Origin of the sequence: Pseudomonas sp. EGD-AK9, from assembly GCF_000465935.2 — a bacterium.
Classification (GTDB): Bacteria; Pseudomonadota; Gammaproteobacteria; order Pseudomonadales; family Pseudomonadaceae; genus Aquipseudomonas.
Genome location: NZ_AVOF01000241.1, coordinates 1 through 24,519 on the forward strand (window position 1 = coordinate 1; position 24,519 = coordinate 24,519).

Genomic DNA, 24,519 nt, shown 5'->3' on the forward strand with positions numbered 1-24,519 from the left:
GCCAGTGCGCCGAGGCCGTCGCGGTCGGCGCTCAGGCCGGCGGCCAGGAGCAGGCGACTGCGCTCGCCGCCGTGCTGCTGGAGCAGGGCGAGCAGGGGTTGTTTGTCGCTGAGCAGGCTGTCCAGGCGCGGCAGGTCGCGCTCGGTCAGGGCCTGGAATTCGGCATCGATCAGCTCAAGCAGTTGCTCGGCGGTGCCGATATCGGTGGTGAACAGGTCAAGCAGGGCAGTGTCGTGCATGGCGGGCTCTTGGGGGTCGGGCGTCCAACACCCCCAGCGCAGCCCTGGGACTAGCGCTGGGATTCGAAGTTGAGCAGTTTTTCGGCGACGCGCTGACTGTCGACCTGGTAGCTGCCGTCGGCAATCGCCTGTTTCAGCTGGGCCACGCGCTCCTTGTTGACGATCGGCTGGTCGCGCAGCTTCTCGCCGATCTTCTGCAGCTGCTGCGCCTCGCGGCTCAGCTGTACCGGCTCGCCGGTCTTTGCGGTGTTCTGCTCATCGCCGCCGGCGACCGGCGCCTGAGTCGGCGTTGCCGGCTCGTTGCGATTGCCAGCCTGAGTCGCGCCGGTACGCCCCGCGTTGGCGGGCGTATTGGCATTGTTCAGCCGGTTGAAGTCGATGACCATGATGCAGAACCTCGGACGATATGGTGGACGCTTGCCAAGCTTTCGGCCGCTGCCGGTAAAACTTTAGGGCTATTTTCGCTGCGTCGTTAAACAGTGTAGGAAATCGCCTGGCCGTTGCGCTACAAGAAACATGCCTACATGGCCACTTGCACTTGTCCGGGCCCGATCACGCGGGCGCGCACCACCCGTTGCGAACGCAGGTTGCGCACGTTGATCTGCTGGCCGGGAGCGCCGTCGCTGAGCGCTTCGCCGGGCATGCGCACGTTGATCGTGCCGCTGCTGGCGCTGATCACCACCTGGTCGCCGCGACGGATCGCCTCGGCCACCTGCAGGTGGTTCGGCGCCAGGACCTGGTTGCTGCCCAGCTGGCGCGTCAATTTCTTGCCGATCGCCTGGGCCGGATCGGTCAGGTAGCCCTGACGGAGCTGGCCGACGTCGCGCTCGACCATGCTCAGGTCGGCGGCGCCGACCACGCTCATGCGTTTGAGCGGGCGGGTCAGCACCGCCACCTGGCGAAACAGGCGCACCTCGGCCGGCACGAACACAGTCCAGGGCGCGCTGCCTTCGCAGCGCACCCGCGTGGTGACGCGCCCAATGGGTTGTGCCGGGCTTTCGAGCTGCGTAGTCAAAGGCTGGTCGCACAGAGGCAGGCGCAGCCGCGGGTCGAGTCTACTGACCTGGATCTCATGGCGGCCCTGGATTTCGCTACGCTGTAAATGGTCGACCACGGCCTGCTCAAGAAAGGCCTCGGTGGCGCCGATAAGCTGGTCGGTACTGGTGAAGGCCGCCGCAGCGCTGCCGCTGTAGCCGATCACTGGCAAAGCGAGTAAAACGGGCAGGGCGCCCAGGCACTTTGCCAGCAGCTGACGGAATGATGACGTTCTTGGCTTCATGACCAATGCAAAGCAAGCCCCGTGCCGCCTGCTAGGCTGCAAGGGGTTGGCGTTACTAGACGAGAAGGAGTCCGGGCATGGCCGGGTTGATGGATTCGGTTAACCAGCGCACCCAACTGGTAGGGCAGAACCGCTTGGAGTTGCTGCTGTTCCGCCTGGAGGGCCCGCAGTTGTATGGCATCAACGTGTTCAAGGTGAAGGAGGTGCTGCAATGCCCCAACCTCACCATCATGCCCAAGTCCAGCCCGGTGGTGCGCGGGGTGGCCAATATCCGCGGCGGCACCATTCCGATTCTCGACCTGTCCATCGCCACCGGGCGGGCGGCCCTTGAAGACCTCAAGACCAGCTTCGTGATCATCACCGAGTACAACACCAAGGTGCAGGGCTTCCTGGTGCGCTCGGTGGAACGCATCGTCAACATGAACTGGGAGGAGATCCATCCGCCACCCAAGGGCGCCGGGCGCGACCACTACCTCACCGCGGTGACCCGCCTCGACCAGCAGCTGGTGGAGATCATCGACGTGGAGAAGATTCTCGCCGAGGTGGCTCCCACCTCCGAGGTGATCTCCGCCGGGGTGATCGACGAGCAGGTGCAGAGCAGTGCGGTAACCAAGCACGTGCTGATCGTCGACGACTCCTCGGTGGCGCGCAAACAGGTGTCGCGCTGCCTGCAGACCGTGGGCGTGGAGGTCACCGCGCTGAACGACGGCCGCGAGGCGCTCAATTACCTCAAGCAGATGGCCGACGAGGGCCAGCGCCCCGACGAGGAGTTGCTGATGCTGATTTCCGACATCGAGATGCCGGAGATGGACGGCTATACCCTGACCACCGAGATTCGCAGCGATCCGCGCATGCAGAAGCTGCATATCCTCCTGCATACTTCGCTGTCCGGGGTATTCAACCAGGCGATGGTGAAGAAGGTCGGCGCGAACGATTTCCTCGCCAAGTTCAAGCCGGACGACCTGGCCTCTAGGGTGGTCGAGCGGATTCGCGTGGCGGATGGGGGCTGAGGGGCGACCTTCGGCGAATGTTATGGTCGGTGAGGCGGCACTAGTGTCTTCAGGTAATTTGGATTTCGAGCAGTTCCGGACTTTCCTGGAAAAGGCCTGCGGTATTCTGCTGGGCAGCAACAAGCAGTACCTGGTCTCCAGCCGTCTGAACAAGCTGATGGAACAGAACGGCATCAAGACTCTGGGCGAGCTGGTGCAGCGCATGCAGAACCAGCCGCGCAGCGGCCTGCGCGAGCAGGTGGTCGATGCCATGACCACCAACGAAACCCTGTGGTTTCGCGATACCTACCCCTTCGAGGTACTGAAGAACCGGGTGCTGCCGGAGTTGATCAAGGCCTATCCGGCGCAGCGCCTACGCATCTGGTCGGCGGCCTGTTCGTCCGGGCAGGAGCCCTATTCGCTGTCGATGTCGATCGACGAGTTCGAGCGGACCAATATCGGCCAGCTCAAGGGCGGGGTGCAGATCGTCGCCACCGACCTGTCGCCGTCGATGCTGGCCAACTGCAAGTCCGGCGAGTACGACAGCCTGGCCATGGGCCGCGGCCTGGCCCAGGAGCGCCTGCAGCGTTATTTCGATCCCAAGGGGCCGGGCCGCTGGCAGGTCAAGGCGCCGATCAAGAACCGCGTCGAGTTCCGCCCGCTCAACCTGCTGGACAGTTACGCGGCGCTGGGCAAGTTCGACATCGTGTTCTGCCGCAACGTGCTGATCTACTTCTCCGCCGAGGTGAAGAAGGACATCCTCACGCGCATCCATGCCAGCCTCAAGCCGGGCGGCTACCTGTTCCTCGGCGCGTCCGAGGCGCTCAACGGCCTACCCGAGAAGTACCAGATGGTGCAGTGCAGTCCGGGCATCATCTACAAGGCCAAGTAGTGGCGCGATCACGTCAAGGGAGCAGAGCGGGAGGCCTAGGCCTCCCGTTTGCGTTTCCTGGCCTGGGGATCTCGCCTGTGCGCTGTCCGGACCCCGTTGCGCCGAGGCGGCACCCCGTGGGAGGTGCTTCAGCGGCGACTTCCACTCTCCTGAGCCTTCCAGCTGGTCCTGTGGCCCAAAGGCAACCCGGGGGGGCTTCCCTGGCCAGCAATCGCATCCGGGCTACTCGGTTTTCGCGGGCGCCATTCGATCTGTCCATTGGTGATCGAGGCCACTCCCCGGCATCACCGCCGGGCGGCAAACAGTCGAACGGCCTTTGCCGCTCGCTTGCCTATGGGCGGTAAGGGCTTGCCGCTTTGCCGCTTGCGTCGTCTCGTTATTTGTTTAAATAACTGATTTATAAGTGATTTATTAGTTGGCACAAGCTTTGCTGAATGTCTGACAGGAAAGACCAGACTGCCCCAGCGGCAAAGGTTGCAGAGCATGAGCATCAATTTCGGCAAGGCCCTCGGTATCCACGAACAGGCACTCGGCTTCCGCGCCCAGCGTGCCGAGGTGTTGGCCAACAACATCGCCAACGCCGATACCCCCAACTACAAGGCGCGCGATCTCGACTTCGCCAGCGTGTTGTCCGCGCAGAGCGCCAAGCAGCAGCGCGGCAACGTCGCCCTGGCGCGCACCGACGGCCGCCATATCGGCGCCGAGGGCATCGCCACCGGCCAGGCCGAGCTGGCCTACCGCACGCCGCTGCATGCCTCGCTGGACCAGAACACCGTCGACCTGCAGATGGAGCAGTCGAACTACGCCGAGAACTCGGTGCATTTTCAGGCCAGCTTCACCTTCCTCAACAGCAAGTTCAAAGGGCTGACCAGCGCCCTGCGCGGCGAATAAGGAGCGCGACCATGTCCCTTGCCAGTGTCTTCAATATCGCCGGAACCGGCATGAGCGCGCAGAGCACGCGCCTCAATACCATCTCCAGCAACATCGCCAACGCCGAAACGGTGTCCTCAAGCATCGACCAGACCTACCGCGCCCGCCATCCGGTGTTCGCCACCGTGTTCCAGCAGGCGCAGGGCGGCGACCGCGGTTCGCTGTTCGCCGAGCAGGACGAGGCCGGCCGTGGCGTGCAGGTGCTCGGCGTGGTCGAGGACCAGAGCAGCCTGATGCCGCGCTACGAGCCGGATCATCCGGCGGCGGACGCCGGCGGCTACGTCTACTACCCCAACGTCAACGTGGTCGAGGAGATGGCCGACATGATTTCCGCCAGTCGCGCCTTCCAGACCAACGTGGAAATGATGAATACCGCCAAACAGATGCTGCAGCGCGTGCTGACCCTGGGTCAGTAAGTCAGCGAAAGGGAGTCAGGCATGAGCACAGTCAGCGGCACCAGTTCGGTACTGGATCAGTACCAGATCAAGCAGGACACCACGCAGAACAAGGAACTCGGCAAGAACGAGTTCCTCAACCTGCTGGTGGCCCAGTTGAACAACCAGAATCCGCTGGAGCCGCAAGGCAACGGCGAGTTCATCGCCCAGCTGGCGCAGTTCAGCCAGGTCGAGGGCATCGAGAAGCTCAATACCAGCATGGAGTCGCTGCTCTCCGGCTATCAATCGTCGCAGGCGCTGCAGGCCTCGTCGCTGGTCGGGCGCAAGGTCATAGTGCCGAGCGAGAAGGCGGTGGTCGATACCAGCGAGAGCTTCAAGGCCAGCACGGTGCTGCCGGTCAGCAGCAGCAACGTCTACGTCAACGTCTACGACAGCGCCGGCTCGGTGGTCACGCGCATCAACCTGGGCGAGCAGGCTGCCGGCAACGTCAGCTTCATCTGGGACGGCAAGGATTCCAGCGGCAAGCTGATGCCGCCCGGCACCTACAAGTTCGAGGCGCAGGCCACCTACGGCGACGAGACCAAGGGCCTGTACACCCTGCTGCCGGCCAACGTCGACAGCGTCACCCTGGGCGGCAGCGAGCTGATGCTCAACCTCGCCGGCCTCGGCAGCGTTCCGATTTCCCAAGTGCAAGTCATCGGCCAATAACTATTGCCGCCGGCAGTTCCGGCAAAGGAGTCCTCCATGTCGTTCAATATTGGTCTCAGCGGCCTGCGCGCCGCGACCAAGGATCTCAATGTCACCGGCAATAACATCGCCAACGCCGGCACCGCCGGCTTCAAGCAGTCGCGCGCCGAATTCGCCGATGTCTATGCCGCCTCGGTGCTGGGGTCCGGCTCCAACCCGCAGGGCAGTGGGGTGCTGCTCGGCGACATCTCACAGCAGTTCAACCAGGGCAACATCAACTACACGCAGAACGCCCTGGATCTGGCGATCAACGGCAACGGCTTCTTCGTCACCAGCAACAACGGCGAGATCAGCTACACCCGTGCCGGTTACTTCGGCACCGACCGCGACGGTTTCATGGTGAACAACTTCGGCTATCGCCTGCAGGGCTACTCGGTCGATGCCAACGGCAACCTGCAAAACGGTGTGGTCAACGACATTCGTATCCAGACCACCAACCAGGAGCCGCGCGCCACCGCCAACCTGGATCAGACCTTCAACCTCAACTCGAACAACACCGTGCCGACCACCGTGCCGTTCGACCCGACCGATCCGACCAGCTACAACTCGTCCACCTCGACCAACATCTACGATACTCAGGGCAACGCCCACGTCTTCACCCAGTACTTCGTCAAGACCGGGGCCAACAGCTGGACCATGAACGTGCTGATCGATGGGCGCAATCCGGACGATCCGACCCTGACCACGCCGTCCAGCGTCGATCTGCAGTTCACCACCGCCGGCCAGCTCGACGTGGCCGCGCTGATCGCCTCGACGCCGACCGGCTTCACCGTGGCCGCCGACGGCACCATCGACCTGAGCAGCTGGGTGCCGGCCGCGCCGGACAACTCGGTGCCGCCGGTGTGGGGGCCGAACGGGGCGACGGCCAACGCGACGGGAGTCAATATCGATCTGCGCCAGTCGACCCAGTTCGCCAGTTCCTTCGCGGTCAACAGCGTCAGCCAGGACGGCTACACCACAGGCCAGCTGGCCGGCCTGGAAATCGACGACACCGGGGTGATCTTCGCCCGTTACACCAACGGCCAGTCCAAGGTGCAGGGACAGGTGGTGCTGGCCAACTTCGCCAACGTGCAGGGCCTGACGCCGGTGGGCAAGACCGCCTGGGTGCAGTCCTTCGAGTCTGGCGAGCCGGTGGTCGGCACGCCGCGCGCCGGCACCCTGGGCGCGCTGCAGTCCGGCGCCCTGGAAGATTCCAACGTCGAGCTGTCCGATCAGCTGGTCAACCTGATCGTCGCTCAGCGCAACTACCAGGCCAACGCCAAGACCATCGAAACCGAAAGCGCCATCACACAGACCATCATCAACCTGCGTTGATGAAACCCGCTCCGGCAAAGCGGCAAGCCTGGCTTGCCGCTTTGCCGTTCCGGCGCCGGCAAACTCTCGCCGCCGGCGTTCTCCGGATTGCCGTTCTGTTTTAATAAAGCCTTGTAAATCAGCTGCTTGAGTGATCTTTTCGAATCTGGCACGGCGCTTGCTGAATAGCTTGCAAAGAGCCACGGGCAACAGGCCCTCTCGGAGAATCACCATGGACAAGCTGCTGTACGTCTCCATGACCGGCGCGCACAACAACACCCTGGCGCAGCGCGCGCACGCCAACAACCTGGCCAACGTCTCCACTTCGGGTTTCCGTCGCGACTTCGAGCAGGCGCGCTCCATGCCGCTGTTCGGCGACAGCTACCCGGCGCGCGTCTACGCCATGAGCGAGCGCCCGGCCACCGACTTTCGTCCCGGCTCGCTGCAGGAAACCGGCCGCGATCTGGACGTGGCGGTCGGTGGCAAGGGCTGGATCGCCGTGCAGGCGCCCGACGGCAGCGAGGCCTACGTGCGCACCGCCAGCCTGAACATCGACGCCCTCGGCATGCTGCGCACCGGCAACGGTTTGCCGGTGATCGGCAATGCCGGGCCGATTGCCGTGCCGCCAGAGCAGAAGGTGGAGATCGGCCAGGACGGCACCATCAGCATTCGCGCCCTCGGCGAGGACCCCAATGTGCTGGCCGAGGTCGACCGCATCAAGCTGGTCAACCCCGATCCCAAGTCGCTGGAGAAGGGCAGCGACGGCCTGATCCGGGTCAAGGGCCAGGCCGCGGCGCCGGCCGATGCCCTGGTGCAGGTGACCTCCGGCTTTCTCGAGTCGAGCAACGTCAACGCCGTCGAGGAGATGACCGCGATCCTCTCGCTGTCACGCCAGTTCGAGCTGCAAGTGAAGATGATGCGCACCGCCGAGGACAACGCCTCGTCCATGGCGCGGGTTTTGCAAATTAGCTAATTATCAGCACGCGGCGCCATGAATCTGGCGTCCGAGGAGAGTCGATATGCTTCCGGCACTGTGGGTCAGCAAGACCGGTTTGTCCGCCCAGGACATGAACCTGACCACCATTTCCAACAACCTGGCCAACGTCTCCACCACCGGCTTCAAGCGCGATCGCGCCGAGTTCGAGGACTTGCTGTACCAGATCCGTCGCCAGCCGGGCGGCCAGTCCAGCCAGGACAGCGAACTGCCCTCCGGCCTGCAGCTGGGCACCGGGGTGCGCGTGGTCGGCACGCAGAAGATCTTCACCGCCGGCAGCCTGCAGACCACCGAGCAGCCGCTGGACCTGGCGATCAACGGCCGCGGCTTCTTCCAGGTCCTGCAGCCCGACGGCACCGTCTCCTACACCCGCGACGGCAGCTTCCACCTCGATTCCGACGGCCAGATCGTCACCTCCAGCGGCTTCGCCCTGGAGCCGGCCATCGTCCTGCCGGGCGAGGTGCGCACCTTCACCGTCGGCGAGGACGGCACCGTGTCGGTGACCACCGCCGGCAACGCCCAGCCGCAGATCATCGGCAACATCCAGCTGGCCGACTTCGTCAACCCGGCCGGCCTCGAAGCCATTGGCAACAACCTGTTCCTGGAGACCGGCTCCAGCGGCGCGCCGCAAGTCGGCAACCCGGGCCTCAACGGCCTCGGCACCACCCTGCAGAACACCCTGGAGAACTCCAACGTCAGCGTGGTGGAGGAGCTGGTGAACATGATCACCACCCAGCGCGCCTACGAAATGAACTCCAAGGTGATTTCCACCGCCGATCAGATGCTGTCCTTCGTGACGCAGAACCTCTGATCCTTTCTTGATTTAGTTGTGAACGCCGCGAGGTAGTGGTTATGAACCGGCAAATACTCTGTTTCCCCCTGTTGGCTGGCCTGCTGCTCGGCAGCGGCTGCGTGGCGCCGACAGCCAAGCCGGACGATCCCTATTACGCCCCGGTGTTGCCGCGCACGCCGCTGCCGGCGGCGCAGAACAACGGCTCGATCTACCAGGCCGGCTTCGAGAACGGCCTGTACGACGACCGCAAGGCGTTCCGCGTTGGCGACATCATCACCATCACCCTCAACGAGCGTACCCAGGCCAGCAAGAACGCCAACAGCGACATAGAGAAGGACAGCAGCGCCAACATGAGCATGGGCGCCCTGTTCGGCGGTGGCGTGTCGGCGACCAACCCGCTCACCGGTGGCCGCATGACCCTGGACACCGAGTTCTCCGGTTCGCGTGACGCCAGTGGGGCCAGTCAGGCGGGGCAGAGCAATAGCCTGTCCGGCTCGATCACCGTCACCGTCGCCGAGGTACTGCCCAATGGCATCCTCGCCGTGCGTGGCGAGAAGTGGATGACCCTCAATACCGGCGACGAGCTGGTGCGCATCTCCGGGCTGGTCCGCGCCGACGACATCGCCACCGACAACACCGTGGCTTCGACCCGGGTGGCCGATGCGCGTATCACCTATTCCGGCACCGGCGCCTTCGCCGACGCCAGCCAGCCGGGCTGGTTGAGCCGCTTCTTCCTCAGCCCGATGTGGCCGTTCTGAGCGAGGCTGTATCCATGAAATCCTGGCTGAACCCCCTAGCCGCGAGCTCCGCTCGTCAGGCGTTCAACGTCGCTCCGGCGCGCGAGTCGAGCTCGCCGCTGCGCGCTCTGCTTCCCGCGACCCAGGCGCGGCCGCTGCAGGCAAGCTCCTGCCGCCGGCAATTCGCCGCCGCCCATCGCGGCTATCGCCGCCGTGGCGCCAACGACTGGCTGCTGCTGGCGACCATGCTGGCGTGCCTGCTGCTGAGCCTGCCGACCCAGGCCGAACGGCTCAAGGACCTGGCCTCGATCCAGGGCGTGCGCAGCAACCAGCTGATCGGCTACGGCCTGGTGGTGGGTCTCAACGGCAGCGGCGACCAGACCACCCAGACCCCCTTCACCGTGCAGACCTTCAACAACATGCTGGCGCAGTTCGGCATCAAGGTGCCGCCGGGCGGCAACGTGCAGCTGAAGAACGTCGCCGCGGTGTCGGTGCATGCCGATTTGCCGGCGTTCGCCAAGCCGGGGCAGACCATCGACATCACCATTTCCTCCATCGGCAACGCCAAGAGCCTGCGCGGCGGCAGCCTGCTGATGACCCCGCTCAAGGGCATCGACGGCAACGTCTACGCCATCGCCCAGGGCAACCTGGTGGTCGGCGGCTTCGACGCCGAGGGCGGCGACGGTTCGCGGATCACCGTCAACGTGCCTTCGGCCGGGCGCATTCCCGGCGGCGCCACGGTGGAGCGGCCGGTGCCCAGCGGTTTCGATCAGGGCAACAGCCTGACCCTCAACCTCAACCGCCCGGATTTCACCACGGCGAAGAACATCGTCGACCAGATCAACGACCTGCTCGGCCCGGGCGTGGCTCAGGCCATCGACGGCGGCTCGATCCGCGTCAGCGCGCCGCTCGACCCCAACCAGCGCGTCGACTACCTGTCGATCCTGGAGAACCTCGAAGTGCAGGCCGGCCAGGCGGTGGCCAAGGTCATCATCAACTCGCGCACCGGCACCATCGTCATCGGCCAGAACGTGCGCGTGCAGCCGGCGGCGGTGACCCACGGCAGCCTGACCGTGACCATCACCGAGGACCCCATCGTCAGCCAGCCCGAGGCCTTCTCCGGCGGCCAGACCGCCGTGGTGCCGCGTTCGCGGGTGGACGCCGAGCAGGAGGCCAAGCCAATGTTCAAGTTCGGCCCCGGCACCAGCCTCGACGAGATCGTGCGTGCGGTGAACCAGGTGGGCGCGGCGCCCTCCGACCTGATGGCCATCCTCGAGGCGCTCAAGCAAGCCGGCGCTCTCCAGGCCGACCTGATCGTGATCTGAGGACAGCGCCATGGATTCCAGACTCTCTGCAGGCCTGCTCGGCAACGGTAAGAGCCCCATCGACAGCGGCGCCTTCACCGACCTGAACCGCCTCAACCAGTTCAAGGTGGGCGGCGACAGCGAACAGAACATCCGCAAGGTCGCCCAGGAATTCGAGTCGCTGTTCATGAACGAGATGCTCAAGGCCATGCGTTCGGCCGGCGAGGCGTTCGGCGAGGGCAATTTCCTCAACAGCAACGAGAGCAAGACCTACCAGGACATGCACGACCAGCAGCTGTCGGTGACCCTGGCCAAGGAAGGGCGCGGCATCGGCCTGGCCGATGTGCTGGTGCGGCAGATGTCCAAGCTCAAGCAGCCCTCCAGCCGGCCCAATCCCTTCGCCCAGATCGAGCAACCGCTGAGCAAGGCGAGCGCAGCCGAGAGCGAAAAAGTGGCCAGCAGCGAAGGCTTCCGCGACGAGGTGGCGCTGCTCAACCGCCGCCGTCTGGCGGTGCCGGGCAAACTGGCCGATCGCCTGCTGGCCGGTATCGTGCCGTCTGCCGGGGAAGGCGAGGGCAAGGCCCTGGCCGGTGGCGACTGGATTCCCGCACAAAGCTTCGCCGCGCCCAAGGCCGATGGCCTGAGCCTGAACAACAGCGATGCCATCAGCGGCCGGCGCATCGCCCAGCCGCCGCTGGCGCCGGGCAAGGCCGCGTTCGCCTCGCCGCAGGAGTTCGTCGCCACCATGCTGCCGATGGCCGAGGCGGCGGCCGAGAAGATCGGCGTCGACCCGCGCTACCTGGTGGCCCAGGCCGCGCTGGAGACCGGCTGGGGCAAGTCGATCATTCGCACCCGCGACGGCGAGAGCAGCCACAACCTGTTCGGCATCAAGAGCCACAACAGCTGGGACGGCGAGTCGGCGCGGGTGCTGACCACCGAGTACAAGGGCGGCAAGGCGGTCAGGGAAGCGGCCAGCTTCCGCGCCTACGACTCCTACGCGCAGAGCTTCGACGACTACGTCAGCTTCCTGCAGAGCAACGGGCGCTACGAAAAAGCGCTGAACGCCACCGAGAATCCGGAGCGTTTCGTCAAGGAACTGCAGCAGGCCGGCTACGCCACCGACCCCAACTATGCGCGCAAGATCGCCCAGATCGCCCGCAAGATGCAGACCTACCAGGCCGTGGCGGCTGCCGATAGCGCCACCACAAGGACTTGAGGCTGAACCATGGCTGACCTACTCAGTATTGGCCTGTCCGGGCTTGCCGCCAGCAAGACCCAGCTCAGCGTCACCGGTCATAACATCACCAATATCAATACACCGGGCTATACCCGCCAGGATGCGGTGCAGGCCACGCGCATTCCGCAGTTCAGCGGCGCCGGCTATATCGGCTCGGGTACCAGCCTGGTGGACATCCGCCGCAGCTACAGCGAGTTTCTTACCAGCCAGTTGCGCTCCAGCACGGCGCTGGCCAGCGACGTGGCGGCCTACAAGAGCCAAATCGATCAGCTCGACTCCTTGCTGGCCGGCTCCACCACCGGCATCACCCCCTCGCTGCAATCCTTCTTCGCCGCGTTGCAGACCGCGGCGGAAGATCCGGCCAATATCCCGGCGCGGCAACTGGTGCTGTCCGAGGCCGAGGGCCTCTCGCGGCGCTTCAATACCGTTTACGAACGGCTCAATGAGCAGAACAACTTTCTCAACAAGCAGATGGTGGCGGTCAGCGATCAGGTCAACCGCCTGGCTACCAGCGTCGCCAGCCTGAACAACGCCATCGCCGTCGCGGCGGCCAACGGCCAGCAGCCCAACGACCTGCTCGATGCCCGCGACGAGGCGGTGCGCCAGCTGTCCACCTACGTCGGCGTCACCGTGGTGCCGCAGGACGACAGCAGCTACAACCTGTTTATCGGCAGCGGCCAGCCGCTGGTGGTGGGCGCTACCGCCAGCCGCCTGGAGGTCGGGCCGGGGCAGGGCGATCCCACGCGCTTCGAGGTTCAGTTCGTCAGCGGCAACTCGCGCCAGACCATTACCACCCAGCTCAGCGGCGGCGAGCTGGGCGGCTTGATCCGCTATCGCCAGGAGGTACTGGACTCCACCTTCAACAGTCTCGGCCGTCTGGCCCTGGCCGTCAGCGATCAGGTCAACAGTCAGCTTGGCCAGGGCCTCGACCTCAAGGGGCAGGTGGGGAGCGCGCTGTTCGGCGACTTCAACGATCCGGCGTTGGCAGCACTGCGCGTACGCGTTTTCAGTAGCAACAGCAGCAATGCCCAGCCCTTGCTCAACATAGGCGACACCAGCCAGCTCACCGCCAGCGACTACCGCCTGGAGTTCGACGGCACCAACTACACGGCGCGCCGCCTTAGCGATAACGCGATGATGAGCGTGACCGAGAACCCGCCCGGCACGCTCAGCTTCAGCGACAGCAGTGGTCGCGACCAGGGCTTCACCATCGACGTCGGCACGCCGGCGCCGGCGGCGGGTGACATCTTCCTGCTGCAGCCGACCCGTCGCGGCGCCGGCGACATTGCTGTCGTGCTCGATCAGCCCGACCAGTTGGCCTTTGCCGCGCCGGTGCGGGCCGAGTCCAATCTGCAAAACCGCGGCACCGGCGCCATTAGCCAGCCCGACCTGCAGTCCGTGCTGAATCTGGGCAGCCTGACCGGCGCTCTGCCGGTAACCCTGACCTACGACGAGGCCGCCGGTGATTTTACCGTGCCGGCTGGCGCCACCCTGACCCGTATCAACGCCGATGGTACGCCGGCCGCACCGGCCACCTTTCAGCCCGGGCAGACCAATAGCTACGAACTGCAGCTGGCCGATGGCAGCACCCTGCGCCTGACCCTCAGCGGCCGGCCGCAGGAGGGCGACACCTTCGCTGTTGCCTTCAATGCGAATGGCGTATCCGACAACCGCAACGCGCTGAAACTGGCCGACCTGCAATCGAAGGCGGCCATCGGCGTCGATCCCGCCGCGCCAGGAAGTACCGGTGTGAGTTTCTCCGATGGCTACGGCGATCTGGTCGAACGGGTTGGCACCCTGACCGCTCAGGCGCGGCTGGATGGCGAGGCGACCACGGCGATTCTCAAGCAGGCCACGGACAACCGCGATTCGCTGTCGGGGGTCAACCTGGACGAAGAAGCGGCCAACCTGATCAAGTTCGAGCAGTACTACAACGCCTCGGCACAAATCATTCAAGTTGCCCGCTCTTTGTTCGATACCCTGATCAGTTCATTTAGATAAACCGTAGGTGCGCACGGCGCACCCTACGACTCCGTCAATGCTCGACGGTCGCATCAAGAGGCTCAAGCATGCGCATCTCCACCATCCAGGCATTCAACAACGGGGTTTCCGGCCTGCAGCGCAACTACGCCAATGCCATCCGTACCCAGGAGCAGATCAGTACCGGCAACCGCATCCTCACTCCGGCGGACGACCCGGTGGCTTCGGTGCGCCTGCTGCAATTGGAGCAGCAGCAGTCGGTGCTGAGCCAGTACCAGTCCAACCTGACGGCGGCGAAGAACAGCTTGACTCAGGAGGAGGTCACCCTCAACTCGGTCAACACCATCTTGCAGCGCGTGCGCGAGCTGACCGTGCAGGCGGGCAATGGCGGGCTCGATCAGGCCGGGCGACAGGCCATCGCCGCCGAACTGGGCCAGCGCGAAGACGAGTTGCTGGCGCTGATGAATACCCGCAACGCTCGCGGCGAATACCTGTTCGCCGGCTTCCAGGGCAAGACCCAGCCCTATCTGCGCAGCGCCGATGGCAGCTATCTGTACCAGGGCGACGATGGCCAGCGGAAACTGCAGATTGCCAGCTCGCTGGAGCTGCCAATCAGCGACAGCGGCCGGGCGATTTTCGACAGCGGCCGCAATGCCGCACGATTGACTGTCGGCGGCAATCCGGCGGCGCCGGCCGCTCCCATCCTCAGCGGCGCGCTGGTGGACGACGAAGTGGCGTTTGCCAACTTTCCCGCCGGCGGCATTCGCCTGGACTTCAACGACCCCGCCGACCCCCTGGCCTATACCCTGACGCCGGTGGACGCTAACGGGGTGGATGGCGTGCCGGTCAGCCGGCGCCTGGTGGAAGGGCAGGACAGCCTGGTGCAGTACGGCGGCGTGGCCTTCCATATCAACGGCGTACCGCCCGCCGGTTCAAGCTTCACCGTGCAGCCGCCGGATACCGACCCGGCTACCGCGCCTGCCAACAAAGTAGGCATCCTCAATACCATCGCCAGCTTGCGTCGGGCTCTTGAGGATGCGCCCAGTACTGTTGAGGGGGGGCGTCAGGTACGCGATGCGGTAGCGCTGGGCCTCACCAATCTGGACAACAATATGGTGGCGCTGGACCAGGTACGCGGGCAGATCGGTGCGCGGCTCAACGTGGTGGAAAGCTCGCTGACCGACAACGAGGACGTCACTTTGGTCAATAAGGCGGTGCAGGCCGAGCTGCGCGAGCTGGACTACGCCGAGGCCTTGTCGCGCCTGGCCTTCCAGTCGGTGATCCTCGAAGCGGCGCAGCAGAGCTACGTGAAGATCGCCGGACTCAACCTGTTCAACCAGCTGCGCTGATGGGATTCAGCGCTGGGCGTAGGCGCGGCTTTAGCCGCGAAGCTTTCCCGGGCTAGGGAAAAGCCATTTGCCGTCACTCCCGCGAAGGCGGGAGCCCAGGTGATACTTCGGCTCTGGATTATTTCGCTTCGGGCCAGCGCAAGCGCCGTTCAGCGATAGAGCTGCTGTCCCGCCTGCGCCCGACTGTTTCAGAGTTTTCCCGGGTCGCTAAAGCCACCAAATTGCCACCCAGCCCGACAACCCTTTGGCGAACCCTCTGCATCGATCCTGATATCCCCATAACCAGCTGTTTTAAAACACAAAAAAAATCCACAAAAAAACTCGAAAAAAGCCTAAAGCCATCACAGGTAGCGCCGATACAAAAGACGAATGCGAAGTAACTGGGTGCCTTACTAAGGCGACCGCCCAAGCGCTCGCAGCACCCGGCTAATCTGAGTACCAGCCCATTGGAGGCAACACCATGGCCCTTACCGTCAATACCAACATTGCGTCCCTGAACACTCAGCGCAACCTGGGCTCTTCGTCCAAGGCGCTGGATACCTCCCTGCAGCGCCTGTCCACTGGTTCGCGCATCAACTCCGCCAAGGACGACGCCGCCGGCCTGCAGATCGCCAACCGTCTGACCAGCCAGGTCAACGGCCTGGGTGTAGCGGTGCGTAACGCCAACGACGGCATCTCCCTGGCGCAGACCGCCGAGGGTGCGCTGCAGCAGTCCACCAACATCATGCAGCGCATGCGTGACCTGGCGCTGCAATCGGCCAACGGTTCCAACTCCGGTACTGAGCGTGCTGCCCTGCAGCAGGAAGTCTCCGCTCTGCAGCAGGAGCTGAACCGGATTGCCGATACCACCAGTTTCGGTGGGCGCAAGATTCTCGATGGCACCTTCGGTACTCAGAGTTTCCAGGTTGGTGCCAACGCCTTCGAAACCATCAATGTTTCGCTGAACAGCTTTCGCGCTGACGACATGGGCGCCAACCAGCGCACGCTGAATGCTGCTACAGGTTCGGCTACTGTCGACCAGCTAGGCAGTGTGGAGAATGGCGCTACCAACACTGTCACCGCTGACCTGACTATCAACGGCCTTAAGAGCGAAACCGTGACTGTCAGCGGCTCGGCCCTGTCTGTCGCCAACTCCATCAACACTGTGGCTGGCTCCACCGGCGTCACCGCCGATGCTCGTAACGTGGTTGGCCTGAGCGTCAGTGGTGATGGCACCTTCGAGTTCAATCTGGCCGGTAGCAACACCAGTTCTCCTGTCACCATCCGCGCCACGGTTTCCGGTGGCGATCTGAACGATCTGGCTCGCGCCATCAACAGCGAGAGCGGCAAAACTGGTATCACCGCTACCGTCGATGGATCCGAGATCAAGATGGTCAGCGAGAACGGTGACGATATCGCCATTTCCAGCTTCGCCGATGGTGGTTCGGGTGAGACTATCGAGCTGCAGTCTTACAACTACAGTGGTGAAACCGCGTTGGCTACCGCTGCCGCGTCGATTGCTGACGGCGAAGGTGCTGTGGCTGTTGGCACCGTTCAACTGAGCAGCGCCAAGTCATTCACCACTGCAGCCAGTGCCGACACTCTTGAAGGCAACCAAACAGTCAACGTTTCCGTCTTGGAAGATGTCAGCAATATCGATATCAGCACTCAGATCGGTTCGCAAAAGGCTCTGGAAGTGTTGGATAAGGCTCTGAGCTTCGTCGACAGTGCTCGCGCCGAGCTCGGTGCGGTGCAGAACCGCTTCGACAATACCATCGCCAACCTGCAGAACATTGGCGAGAATGCAACTGCTGCCCGCGGTCGTATCCAGGACACCGACTTCGCCGCCGAAACGGCCAACCTGAGCAAGAACCAGGTGCTGCAGCAGGCCGGTACTGCGATCCTGGCCCAGGCCAACCAGCTGCCGCAGGCGGTACTCAGCCTGCTGCGTTAAGTTTGGGGCTGGTTGCTGTGAACCACGGGGGGTAGCGCTGGCGCTACTCCCCGCTTTGCCATCTGAGGTGAAGTTATGGAAATCAATTTGCTTGGCGGTATACCTGGTGCTGCAGCCGCCAGAACGGCGCGCAGCGATGCGGGCGCGCCGGCTTCGCAGCAAAAAGGGCCGGAAGATCGTCAGCCTGCATTGCCGCAAGCGCCGGAGCTCGGGCGTCAGCCGGTGGAGGAGGCAATCTCCAGCATCCGCGAGTTCGCCCAGAGTATTCAGCGCAACCTGAATTTCAGCCTGGACGACTCGACCGGGCGGGTGGTGGTCAAGGTGACCGACGGCGTATCGGGCGAGGTCATTCGTCAGATTCCCTCTGAAGAAGCGCTACGTTTGGCCGAAACCCTGGATGAGGTGCGTAGCCTGCTGTTCAATGCCCAGGCTTGAATGCGTGACTGGTACGGTTATTGCTAATTCTGCGTGTTGGCGTGGTCTTCGCGTCAATCCATTGGCGAGGTGGAACTTATGGCTGGCATAACGGGAATCGGCTCAGGTGTCAACATTGATAGCATTGTTGGGGCCCTAGTCAACGCCGAGCGCGCACCCAAGGAGGCGCAGTTGGCGCGCCTGGAAAAGGCCTCCACCACCAAGTTCTCTGCACTGGGCCAGCTCAAGAGTGCCTTGAGCGAGATGCAGGCGGCGCTCAAGGAACTCAATAGCCCATCGCTGTTTGCAAAGCGTACGGTGACTTCGTCCAATACCGCTGCCTTGACGGCCAGTGCTGCCAGTGCTGCCTTGGCAGGTAATTACCAGGTCGAAGTCGAGCGTCTGGCGAGCGCCAGCAAGGTGGCGACCCAGACTCTCGCCTCGAGCTTCAGTGCCGCAGGGGGCGGTACCCTAACGGTCAAGCTGGGCGCTGGCGACGATGCTGGCGTCGACGTGGCCATTGAGGCGGGCGACGACCTGGCCGCGATCCGCAACAAGCTTAACACGGCGCTGAAGGACAAGGGCGTCAGCGCCAATATCGTCAATGACCCGGCTGGCGGTACTTCGCGGCTGGTGCTCACCGCCAAGGAAACCGGTGCCGGTAAGGATATCTACATCGAGACGGCTGACGCCGCGCTCGGTGATCTGGCCATCGGCAGCATCGACTACAGCGATCCGGACAATCCCGTCGGTACGCTTGCCGCAGTCAGCGGCTCCGCCGCGGGCTACCTGGAACAGGCGTCGAACGCCGAGTTCAAGGTCGACGGTCTTAGTCTGAGCAGCGCCAGCAATACCATCGGCAACGCCATCCCTGACGTGACACTGAACCTGGTCGGCAAGACCGAAGCAGGTAAGCCTCTGACAGTGACTGTTGGTCAGGACAATGCCGGGGTCAAAAGCAGCATCAAGAAGTTCGTCGATACCTACAACAAGCTGATCTCCACCTCCAATCAGTTGACCAATGTCACCCAGGTTGGCGAGGGCAAGGCACCAGTCGTTGGCGGTCTGGTGGGCGATGCCACCGTGCGTACCCTGCTCGGTAGCGTGCGCAACGAGTTGGTCAACCCGGGCGGTGAGTCGGGGGATGCCGTGCGCATCCTGGCTGACCTTGGCATCACCACGCAGAAAGACGGCACCCTGAAGATCGACGACAGCAAGCTCGACAGCGCTTTAAAGGACAACTACGACGCGGTGGGCGCCTTTTTCACCGGTGACACCGGCTTGATGAAACGCCTCGAGCAGCGTACCGAGGGTTACACGCAATCCGGTGGCATTCTCGATGAGCGCATGAAGGGGCTGCAAACCACCATTAGCGGCATCGATAAGCAGAAAGAAACCCTCAATCGCCGTATCGAGCAGTTGCAGACCCGCCTACTGGCCCAGTTCAACGCCATGGATTCGCTGGTGGGGCAGTTGAACCAGACCAGTGATCGCCTGGCGCAGGCCCTGGGTAGTCTGCCCGGCGTGGTGAAGAAGGACAGTTGAGCCATGAGCAACCCAATCGACACCTACAAAACGGTCAACACTGCGCAGGACGTCAGCCCCTACCGTATCGTTCAGTTATTGCTACAGGGCGCCCTGGAGCGCCTGTCCCTGGCACGCCATGCCCAGCTCGAGGGTAATCCGGAGGTTCGCGGCCTGGCTGTCGGCAGTACGCTGTCCATCATTGGTGCTTTGCAGGCCGGGCTCGACAAGGACCTGGGCGGTGAAATTGCCGAGAACCTGGACGCCTTGTACGACTATATGACCCGGCGCCTGGCCGGCGTGGCGTTGGACGATACGCCGCGCAGTCTGGACGAGGTGCAGGCCTTGTTGAGCCAGATCAAGGAGGCCTGGGACGCCATCGGCCCCGAGGTTGAGCCCGCATCGGCGAGTTAAATTCGCCTAAAGCTTTACTGGCCAGAGCCGATACCCAAGGTATCAGCCAAACAGCAGAGCGAGAGCGACGATGAATGCAATGGCGGCCCTCCAGCAGTACCAGACCGTCAATACCCAAGCCCAGGCCTTCGAGGCCAGTCCCCATCGCCTGATTCAGATGTTGATGGAGGGTGGTCTGACCCGTATCGCCCAGGCGCGTGGCGCCATGGAGCGCGGTCAGACGGAGCTGAAGGGGGAGTTGATCGGCAAGAGCATCGCCATCGTCGGCGGCCTGCGCGAGGCGCTGGATCATCGCCAGGGTGGCGAGCTGGCGGCGAATCTGGATAGCCTCTACGAATATATGACCGGGCGACTGCTGCAGGCCAATCGCAACAACGAGCCGGCGTTGCTCGAAGAAGTGGCCGCGCTGCTGCGCGAGGTCAAATCCGCTTGGGATGCCATCGCCCAGTAAGGGCGTGGCATCGGAGGAGAAGATTATGAATGCTACTGTCCAGCGTTTGCAGGCGACCGGCACGGCTCTGCGCGACGCCCTGGCCAAGCAGGACTGGGCGGCCATCGGCGAGCTGGACCTGCAATGCCGCATGGCGGTCGATGCGGCCATGGTCGAGAGTCGCGATGAAGAGCAGCTGCGTGGCAGTATGGAAAACCTGCTGGTGCTCTACCGTGAGCTGGTGACCGTTTGTCAGGCCGAGCAGCAGCGCCTGGCTGGCGAACTGGTGCAGCTGAATCAGTCTCGTCAGGGCGCCAAGGTTTACCAGCTTTTCGGTTGATTTAGTCGCAATTTCCCGAGCTTAGCCGTCAGGTTGGGCTCGGTTCCCCTTTCCGCAGTTTCCTGTCAATTCTCCCTTTCCATCGCTTGCCGCTACCCGATTGGACAAACAGCTGCTTAGCTATTGCCTGGTTGAGCAAAAAAGATACGCCATAAAATTGACATCGGCCAGGATATTGACTTTACTGGTGGCCAATTGCCGTGCGCGTCGAGGATCTGGCGTGCAATTTCCTTCACTCCTCGAGTCAGACAAACACAAGATGTGGCGTGAAACCAAAATCCTGTTGATTGACGACAATGCCGCGCGCCGCCATGAGCTGGCGATCATTCTGAATTTCCTCGGGGAAGAATACCTCGCCTGTAGCAGCCAGAACTGGCAGGACGCGGTCGCCGCGCTGAGTTCCAGCCGCGACGTGCTCAGCGTGTTGCTGGGCGAGGTCGAGTCCAAGGGCGGTGCGCTCGAGCTGACCAAGCAGATAGTCGGCTGGGACGAGTTCCTGCCGCTGCTGACGATCGGCGAGACCGCGGCCGGTGACTGGCCGGAGGACCTGCGCCGTCGCGTGCTGGCCAGCCTGGAAACCCCGCTGAGCTACAACAAGCTGCTCGATTCGCTGCACCGCGCCCAGGTCTATCGCGAGATGTACGACCAGGCCCGCGACCGCGGTCGGCAGCGCGAGCCCAACCTGTTCCGCAGCCTGGTCGGCACCAGTCGCGCGATTCAGCAGGTGCGGCAGATGATGCAACAGGTGGCCGACACCGAGGCCAGCGTGCTGATCCTCGGCGAGTCCGGCACCGGCAAGGAGGTGGTGGCGCGCAACCTGCACTATCACTCCAAGCGCCGCGAAGCGCCGTTCGTGCCGGTCAACTGCGGTGCGATTCCCGCCGAGTTGCTGGAGAGCGAGCTGTTCGGTCACGAGAAGGGTGCCTTCACCGGCGCCATCACCAGCCGGGCAGGGCGCTTCGAGCTGGCCAATGGCGGCACCCTGTTCCTCGACGAGATCGGCGACATGCCGCTGCCGATGCAGGTCAAGCTGCTGCGCGTGCTGCAGGAACGCACCTTCGAGCGGGTCGGCAGCAACAAGACGCAGACCGCCGACGTGCGCATCATCGCCGCCACCCACAAGAACCTGGAGAAGATGATCGAGGAGGGCAGCTTCCGCGAGGATCTGTACTACCGCCTCAACGTTTTCCCCATCGAGATGGCGCCGCTGCGCGAGCGTATCGAGGACATCCCGCTGTTGATGAACGAGCTGATCTCGCGCATGGAGCACGAGAAACGTGGCTCCATCCGTTTCAACTCGGCGGCCATCATGTCGCTGTGCCGCCACGACTGGGCGGGCAACGTACGCGAGCTGGCCAACCTGGTCGAGCGCATGGCGATCATGCATCCCTACGGGGTGATCGGCGTCGGCGAGCTGCCGAAGAAGTTCCGCCACGTCGACGACGAGGACGAGCAGCTGGCCGCCAGCCTGCGCGAGGAGTTGGAGGAGCGTGCGGCGATCATGGCCGGTCTGCCGGGCCTGGACACCCCGGCCATGCTGCCGCCCGAGGGCCTGGATCTGAAGGACTACCTGGGCAATCTGGAGCAGGGCCTGATCCAGCAGGCGCTGGATGATGCCGGCGGCGTGGTTGCGCGTGCTGCCGAGCGTCTGCGTATCCGCCGCACCACCCTGGTGGAGAAGATGCGCAAGTACGGCATGAGCCGTCGTGAAGAGGAGGGTCAGGACGAGGATTGACTCGCCACTGATCCGTCCGCCACTGGCGGATACTCGATCAATAAAGCCGGAGCTTTGACGCAACCTCCGGCTTTATTTTTCAAGTGATTGAAAAATAAAGCTAAAAAAGTAGGCACGGGGATTGCTAAACCTCTCTCACCTGACCGTCTTCTGACGGTGCGTTGTGCGAGAGAAGAAGATGAAAGCAAGCGTTCGCCCCTCCGAGCCAGTCGAGTCGAGCCCTTCGGCGCCGCTCGAGCAAGCCAGTCGTGCCGGTCTGGAGCAGGCTTTCGCCCTGTTCAACCAGATGTCCAATCAGCTCAGCGAGTCCTACAGCCTGCTCGAGGCTCGCGTCAGTGAACTGAAGGGGCAGTTGGCGCTGGTCAGCGCCCAGCGCATGCAGGAGCTGGCGGAGAAGGAGCGTCTGGCCCATCGCCTGCAGAGCCTGCTGGACCTGCTGCCAGGCGGCGTCATAGTGATCGACGGCCAGGGTGTGGTGCGCGAGGCCAATCCGGTGGCGCGCACGTTGCTCGGCCAGCCCCTGGTCGGCATGCTCTGGCGCCAGGTGATCGCGCGCAACTTCGCCCCGCGCGAGGACGACGGCCATGAGATCTCCATGAAGGACGGCCGTCGCCTGTCCATCGCCACCCGCTCGCTGCATGGCGAGCCGGGGCAGCTGGTGCTGCTCACCGACCTGACGGAAACCCGTCGCCTGCAGGATCAGCTGTCGCGCCACGAACGCCTCTCCGCCCTGGGGCGCATGGTCGCTTCCCTGGCCCATCAGATTCGCACGCCGCTGTCCGCCGCCTTGCTCTACGCCAGCCACCTCAACGAGCAGGTGCTGCCGGCCGAGCAGCAGCAGCGCTTCGCCGGGCGTCTCAAGGAGCGCCTGCACGAGCTGGAGAACCAGGTGCGCGACATGCTGATCTTCGCCCGTGGCGAGCTGCCGTTGCCGGATCGCCTCGGCCCGCAGGCGCTGTTCGCCGCCCTGCGTGCCGCCGCCGAACCCCATGTGACCGGCATGACGGTGCGTTGGCAGTGCGACGTTCGCGCCGGCGAGCTGCTGTGCAACCGCGACACTCTGGTCGGCACCCTGCTCAACCTGATCGACAACGCCATCCAGGCGGGCGGGCGCGAGGCGCGGCTGAAGGTCCACCTGTATCGCCGCGACAATCAGCTGCGCCTGTGCATCAGCGACAACGGCCCGGGGATGGATGCCGCCACCCTGGCGCGCCTGGGCGAACCCTTCTTTACCACCAAGACCACCGGCACCGGCCTCGGCCTGGCGGTGGTCAAGGCCGTGGCGCGCGCCCACCAGGGTCAGCTGCTGCTGCAATCGCGGGTCGCTCGCGGCACCTGCGCCATCCTTTCCCTGCCGCTGCTCGATGTGGCGCCCAGAATGAATCAGGAGTGATCCCCATGGCTGCCAAAGTTCTGTTGGTCGAAGACGACCGCGCCCTGCGCGAAGCCCTGGCCGATACCCTGTGTCTCGGGGGGCATGACTACCGCGCGGTGGATTGCGCCGAAGCGGCGCTGGTCGCCCTGGGCGAGGAGCCGTTCGGCCTGGTGGTCAGCGACGTCAATATGCCGGGCATGGACGGTCACCAGTTGCTGGCGCAGATCCGCGGCCGCTACCCGCAGTTGCCGGTGCTGCTGATGACCGCCTTCGGCGCGGTGGAGCGGGCGGTGGATGCGATCCGCCAGGGCGCCGCCGATTACCTGGTCAAGCCGTTCGAGCCGCGTACCCTGCTGGAGCTGGTGGCGCGACATGCCCTGGGCCGCTTGAGCGCGGGCGACCGCGACGGCCCGGTGGCGCTGGAGCCGGCCAGTCTGCAGCTGCTGGAGCTGGCTGCGCGGGTGGCGCAGAGCGATTCGACGGTGATGATCACCGGCGAGTCCGGCACCGGCAAGGAGGTGCTGGCGCGCTATATCCACCAGCAGTCGCCGCGTGCCGGTGGCCCGTTCATCGCCATCAACTGCGCGGCGATTCCCGACAACATGCTCGAGGCCACGCTCTTTGGTCACGAGAAGGGCGCCTTCACCGGCGCGGTGACGGCGCAGCCGGGCAAGTTCGAGCTGGCCGACGGCGGCACCATCCTGCTCGACGAGATTTCCGAGATGCCCCTGGGCCTGCAGGCCAAGCTGCTGCGCGTGTTGCAGGAACGTGAAGTGGAGCGGGTCGGCGCGCGTAAACCGATCAGCCTGGATATTCGCGTGCTGGCCACCAGCAACCGCGACCTGGCCGGCGAGGTCGCGGCCGGCCGCTTCCGCGAGGACCTCTACTATCGCCTGTCGGTATTCCCCTTGGCTTGGCGACCGCTGCGCGAGCGGCCCGCCGATATCCTGCCGCTGGCCGAGCGATTGCTGGCCAAGCACGTCAAAAAAATGAATCAGTCCCCCGTACGCCTGTCCGAGGCCGCCGCGCAGAGCCTGCTGCATCACCAGTGGCCGGGCAACGTGCGCGAGCTGGACAACGCCATCCAGCGCGCCTTGATCCTCCAGCAGGGCGGCGTGATCCAGCCGCAGGACCTGTGCCTGCATGCGCCCATCGGCCAGGCGGTGCAGGCCCCGGCGCCGCGTCTGGCGGTGGTG

At 64.1% G+C, this 24,519-nt stretch carries 25 protein-coding genes; 22 read left to right on the plus strand and 3 right to left on the minus strand.

The annotated features are described in order from the left end of the window. The 3 genes from flgN to flgA all read right to left on the minus strand — a co-directional run. Positions 1-239, minus strand: a 239-nt coding sequence (flgN, locus tag N878_RS12460; protein WP_021443982.1) for a flagellar protein FlgN, incomplete at its 3' end; no start/stop codon positions are given. Positions 240-289: 50 nt separating this feature from the next. Continuing rightward, positions 290-625, minus strand: coding sequence for a flagellar biosynthesis anti-sigma factor FlgM (gene flgM / locus N878_RS12465; RefSeq protein ID WP_021443983.1), 336 nt, complete (start codon positions 623-625; stop codon positions 290-292). Between the two features lie 134 nt (positions 626-759). Next, positions 760-1,518 (minus strand): flagellar basal body P-ring formation chaperone FlgA, encoded by a 759-nt coding sequence (flgA, locus tag N878_RS12470; RefSeq protein WP_031303107.1) that lies wholly within the window; start codon positions 1,516-1,518, stop codon positions 760-762. 77 nt (positions 1,519-1,595) lie between these two features. Between flgA and N878_RS12475 the strand changes: the two genes are divergently transcribed. The 22 genes from N878_RS12475 to N878_RS12580 form a co-directional block, all read left to right on the plus strand. Beyond that, positions 1,596-2,528, plus strand: coding sequence for a chemotaxis protein CheV (locus N878_RS12475; RefSeq protein ID WP_021443985.1), 933 nt, complete (start codon positions 1,596-1,598; stop codon positions 2,526-2,528). Positions 2,529-2,571: 43 nt separating this feature from the next. Further along, positions 2,572-3,399, plus strand: a complete 828-nt coding sequence (gene cheR / locus N878_RS12480) for a protein-glutamate O-methyltransferase CheR (protein WP_031303108.1) — start codon at positions 2,572-2,574, stop codon at positions 3,397-3,399. Positions 3,400-3,882: 483 nt separating this feature from the next. After that, on the plus strand, positions 3,883-4,290 hold the full coding sequence (flgB, locus tag N878_RS12485; protein ID WP_021443987.1) for a flagellar basal body rod protein FlgB: 408 nt from the start codon (positions 3,883-3,885) through the stop codon (positions 4,288-4,290). A gap of 11 nt (positions 4,291-4,301) precedes the next feature. After that, a complete protein-coding gene (gene flgC, locus N878_RS12490; RefSeq protein ID WP_021443988.1) occupies positions 4,302-4,745 on the plus strand; it encodes a flagellar basal body rod protein FlgC in 444 nt (147 codons plus the stop codon). Positions 4,746-4,766: 21 nt separating this feature from the next. Beyond that, positions 4,767-5,432: a flagellar hook assembly protein FlgD gene (flgD, locus tag N878_RS12495; protein WP_021443989.1), complete on the plus strand. Its 666-nt coding sequence runs from the start codon at positions 4,767-4,769 to the stop codon at positions 5,430-5,432. Positions 5,433-5,468: 36 nt separating this feature from the next. Continuing rightward, positions 5,469-6,785, plus strand: coding sequence for a flagellar hook protein FlgE (gene flgE, locus N878_RS12500; RefSeq protein ID WP_021443990.1), 1,317 nt, complete (start codon positions 5,469-5,471; stop codon positions 6,783-6,785). A 211-nt stretch (positions 6,786-6,996) separates the two neighbouring features. Beyond that, on the plus strand, positions 6,997-7,737 hold the full coding sequence (locus N878_RS12505) for a flagellar basal body rod protein FlgF (RefSeq protein WP_021443991.1): 741 nt from the start codon (positions 6,997-6,999) through the stop codon (positions 7,735-7,737). Positions 7,738-7,783: 46 nt separating this feature from the next. After that, positions 7,784-8,569 carry a flagellar basal-body rod protein FlgG gene (gene flgG / locus N878_RS12510; RefSeq protein WP_021443992.1) on the plus strand — a complete coding sequence of 262 codons (786 nt, stop codon included), beginning with the start codon at positions 7,784-7,786 and terminating at the stop codon, positions 8,567-8,569. Positions 8,570-8,610: 41 nt separating this feature from the next. Then, positions 8,611-9,309, plus strand: a complete 699-nt coding sequence (gene flgH, locus N878_RS12515; protein WP_021443993.1) for a flagellar basal body L-ring protein FlgH — start codon at positions 8,611-8,613, stop codon at positions 9,307-9,309. 224 nt (positions 9,310-9,533) lie between these two features. Beyond that, positions 9,534-10,613 (plus strand): flagellar basal body P-ring protein FlgI, encoded by a 1,080-nt coding sequence (locus N878_RS12520; protein WP_031303109.1) that lies wholly within the window; start codon positions 9,534-9,536, stop codon positions 10,611-10,613. Positions 10,614-10,623: 10 nt separating this feature from the next. Continuing rightward, the gene (gene flgJ / locus N878_RS12525; protein WP_021443995.1) at positions 10,624-11,808 is read left to right on the plus strand and encodes a flagellar assembly peptidoglycan hydrolase FlgJ; all 1,185 of its coding nucleotides are present in this window, start codon (positions 10,624-10,626) and stop codon (positions 11,806-11,808) included. 9 nt (positions 11,809-11,817) lie between these two features. After that, positions 11,818-13,830: a flagellar hook-associated protein FlgK gene (gene flgK / locus N878_RS12530; protein ID WP_021443996.1), complete on the plus strand. Its 2,013-nt coding sequence runs from the start codon at positions 11,818-11,820 to the stop codon at positions 13,828-13,830. Between the two features lie 68 nt (positions 13,831-13,898). After that, positions 13,899-15,158, plus strand: coding sequence for a flagellar hook-associated protein FlgL (gene flgL / locus N878_RS12535; protein WP_021443997.1), 1,260 nt, complete (start codon positions 13,899-13,901; stop codon positions 15,156-15,158). 460 nt (positions 15,159-15,618) lie between these two features. Next, complete coding sequence (locus N878_RS12540; protein ID WP_021443998.1) at positions 15,619-17,091, plus strand: flagellin; 1,473 nt, start codon at positions 15,619-15,621, stop codon at positions 17,089-17,091. A gap of 75 nt (positions 17,092-17,166) precedes the next feature. Next, positions 17,167-17,526, plus strand: a complete 360-nt coding sequence (locus tag N878_RS26835) for a flagellar protein FlaG (RefSeq protein ID WP_082457842.1) — start codon at positions 17,167-17,169, stop codon at positions 17,524-17,526. A gap of 78 nt (positions 17,527-17,604) precedes the next feature. Beyond that, positions 17,605-19,050, plus strand: coding sequence for a flagellar filament capping protein FliD (gene fliD / locus N878_RS12550; RefSeq protein WP_031303111.1), 1,446 nt, complete (start codon positions 17,605-17,607; stop codon positions 19,048-19,050). 3 nt (positions 19,051-19,053) lie between these two features. Then, positions 19,054-19,443 carry a flagellar export chaperone FliS gene (gene fliS / locus N878_RS12555; protein WP_021444001.1) on the plus strand — a complete coding sequence of 130 codons (390 nt, stop codon included), beginning with the start codon at positions 19,054-19,056 and terminating at the stop codon, positions 19,441-19,443. Between the two features lie 70 nt (positions 19,444-19,513). Further along, positions 19,514-19,894, plus strand: a complete 381-nt coding sequence (gene fliS, locus N878_RS12560; protein WP_031303112.1) for a flagellar export chaperone FliS — start codon at positions 19,514-19,516, stop codon at positions 19,892-19,894. Positions 19,895-19,919: 25 nt separating this feature from the next. Next, the gene (locus N878_RS12565; protein ID WP_021444003.1) at positions 19,920-20,213 is read left to right on the plus strand and encodes a hypothetical protein; all 294 of its coding nucleotides are present in this window, start codon (positions 19,920-19,922) and stop codon (positions 20,211-20,213) included. Between the two features lie 259 nt (positions 20,214-20,472). Continuing rightward, positions 20,473-21,948 (plus strand): sigma-54 dependent transcriptional regulator, encoded by a 1,476-nt coding sequence (locus N878_RS12570; protein ID WP_021444004.1) that lies wholly within the window; start codon positions 20,473-20,475, stop codon positions 21,946-21,948. Positions 21,949-22,126: 178 nt separating this feature from the next. Beyond that, positions 22,127-23,341 carry a PAS domain-containing sensor histidine kinase gene (locus N878_RS12575; protein WP_021444005.1) on the plus strand — a complete coding sequence of 405 codons (1,215 nt, stop codon included), beginning with the start codon at positions 22,127-22,129 and terminating at the stop codon, positions 23,339-23,341. Between the two features lie 5 nt (positions 23,342-23,346). Continuing rightward, the coding region (locus N878_RS12580; protein ID WP_021444006.1) for a sigma-54 dependent transcriptional regulator at positions 23,347-24,519 on the plus strand (1,173 nt) is incomplete at its 3' end.

Excerpts from the sequence above, each read along its gene's own strand:
- flgM (WP_021443983.1), bottom strand. The coding sequence starts at position 625 with ATGGTCATCGACTTCAACCGGCTGAACAATGCCAATACGCCCGCCAAC.
- flgA (WP_031303107.1), bottom strand. The coding sequence starts at position 1,518 with ATGAAGCCAAGAACGTCATCATTCCGTCAGCTGCTGGCAAAGTGCCTG.
- N878_RS12475 (WP_021443985.1), top strand. The coding sequence starts at position 1,596 with ATGGCCGGGTTGATGGATTCGGTTAACCAGCGCACCCAACTGGTAGGG.
- flgB (WP_021443987.1), top strand. The coding sequence starts at position 3,883 with ATGAGCATCAATTTCGGCAAGGCCCTCGGTATCCACGAACAGGCACTC.
- flgC (WP_021443988.1), top strand. The coding sequence starts at position 4,302 with ATGTCCCTTGCCAGTGTCTTCAATATCGCCGGAACCGGCATGAGCGCG.
- flgD (WP_021443989.1), top strand. The coding sequence starts at position 4,767 with ATGAGCACAGTCAGCGGCACCAGTTCGGTACTGGATCAGTACCAGATC.
- flgE (WP_021443990.1), top strand. The coding sequence starts at position 5,469 with ATGTCGTTCAATATTGGTCTCAGCGGCCTGCGCGCCGCGACCAAGGAT.
- N878_RS12505 (WP_021443991.1), top strand. The coding sequence starts at position 6,997 with ATGGACAAGCTGCTGTACGTCTCCATGACCGGCGCGCACAACAACACC.
- flgG (WP_021443992.1), top strand. The coding sequence starts at position 7,784 with ATGCTTCCGGCACTGTGGGTCAGCAAGACCGGTTTGTCCGCCCAGGAC.
- flgH (WP_021443993.1), top strand. The coding sequence starts at position 8,611 with ATGAACCGGCAAATACTCTGTTTCCCCCTGTTGGCTGGCCTGCTGCTC.
- N878_RS12520 (WP_031303109.1), top strand. The coding sequence starts at position 9,534 with ATGCTGGCGTGCCTGCTGCTGAGCCTGCCGACCCAGGCCGAACGGCTC.
- flgJ (WP_021443995.1), top strand. The coding sequence starts at position 10,624 with ATGGATTCCAGACTCTCTGCAGGCCTGCTCGGCAACGGTAAGAGCCCC.
- flgK (WP_021443996.1), top strand. The coding sequence starts at position 11,818 with ATGGCTGACCTACTCAGTATTGGCCTGTCCGGGCTTGCCGCCAGCAAG.
- flgL (WP_021443997.1), top strand. The coding sequence starts at position 13,899 with ATGCGCATCTCCACCATCCAGGCATTCAACAACGGGGTTTCCGGCCTG.
- N878_RS12540 (WP_021443998.1), top strand. The coding sequence starts at position 15,619 with ATGGCCCTTACCGTCAATACCAACATTGCGTCCCTGAACACTCAGCGC.
- N878_RS26835 (WP_082457842.1), top strand. The coding sequence starts at position 17,167 with ATGGAAATCAATTTGCTTGGCGGTATACCTGGTGCTGCAGCCGCCAGA.
- fliD (WP_031303111.1), top strand. The coding sequence starts at position 17,605 with ATGGCTGGCATAACGGGAATCGGCTCAGGTGTCAACATTGATAGCATT.
- fliS (WP_021444001.1), top strand. The coding sequence starts at position 19,054 with ATGAGCAACCCAATCGACACCTACAAAACGGTCAACACTGCGCAGGAC.
- fliS (WP_031303112.1), top strand. The coding sequence starts at position 19,514 with ATGAATGCAATGGCGGCCCTCCAGCAGTACCAGACCGTCAATACCCAA.
- N878_RS12565 (WP_021444003.1), top strand. The coding sequence starts at position 19,920 with ATGAATGCTACTGTCCAGCGTTTGCAGGCGACCGGCACGGCTCTGCGC.
- N878_RS12570 (WP_021444004.1), top strand. The coding sequence starts at position 20,473 with ATGTGGCGTGAAACCAAAATCCTGTTGATTGACGACAATGCCGCGCGC.
- N878_RS12575 (WP_021444005.1), top strand. The coding sequence starts at position 22,127 with ATGAAAGCAAGCGTTCGCCCCTCCGAGCCAGTCGAGTCGAGCCCTTCG.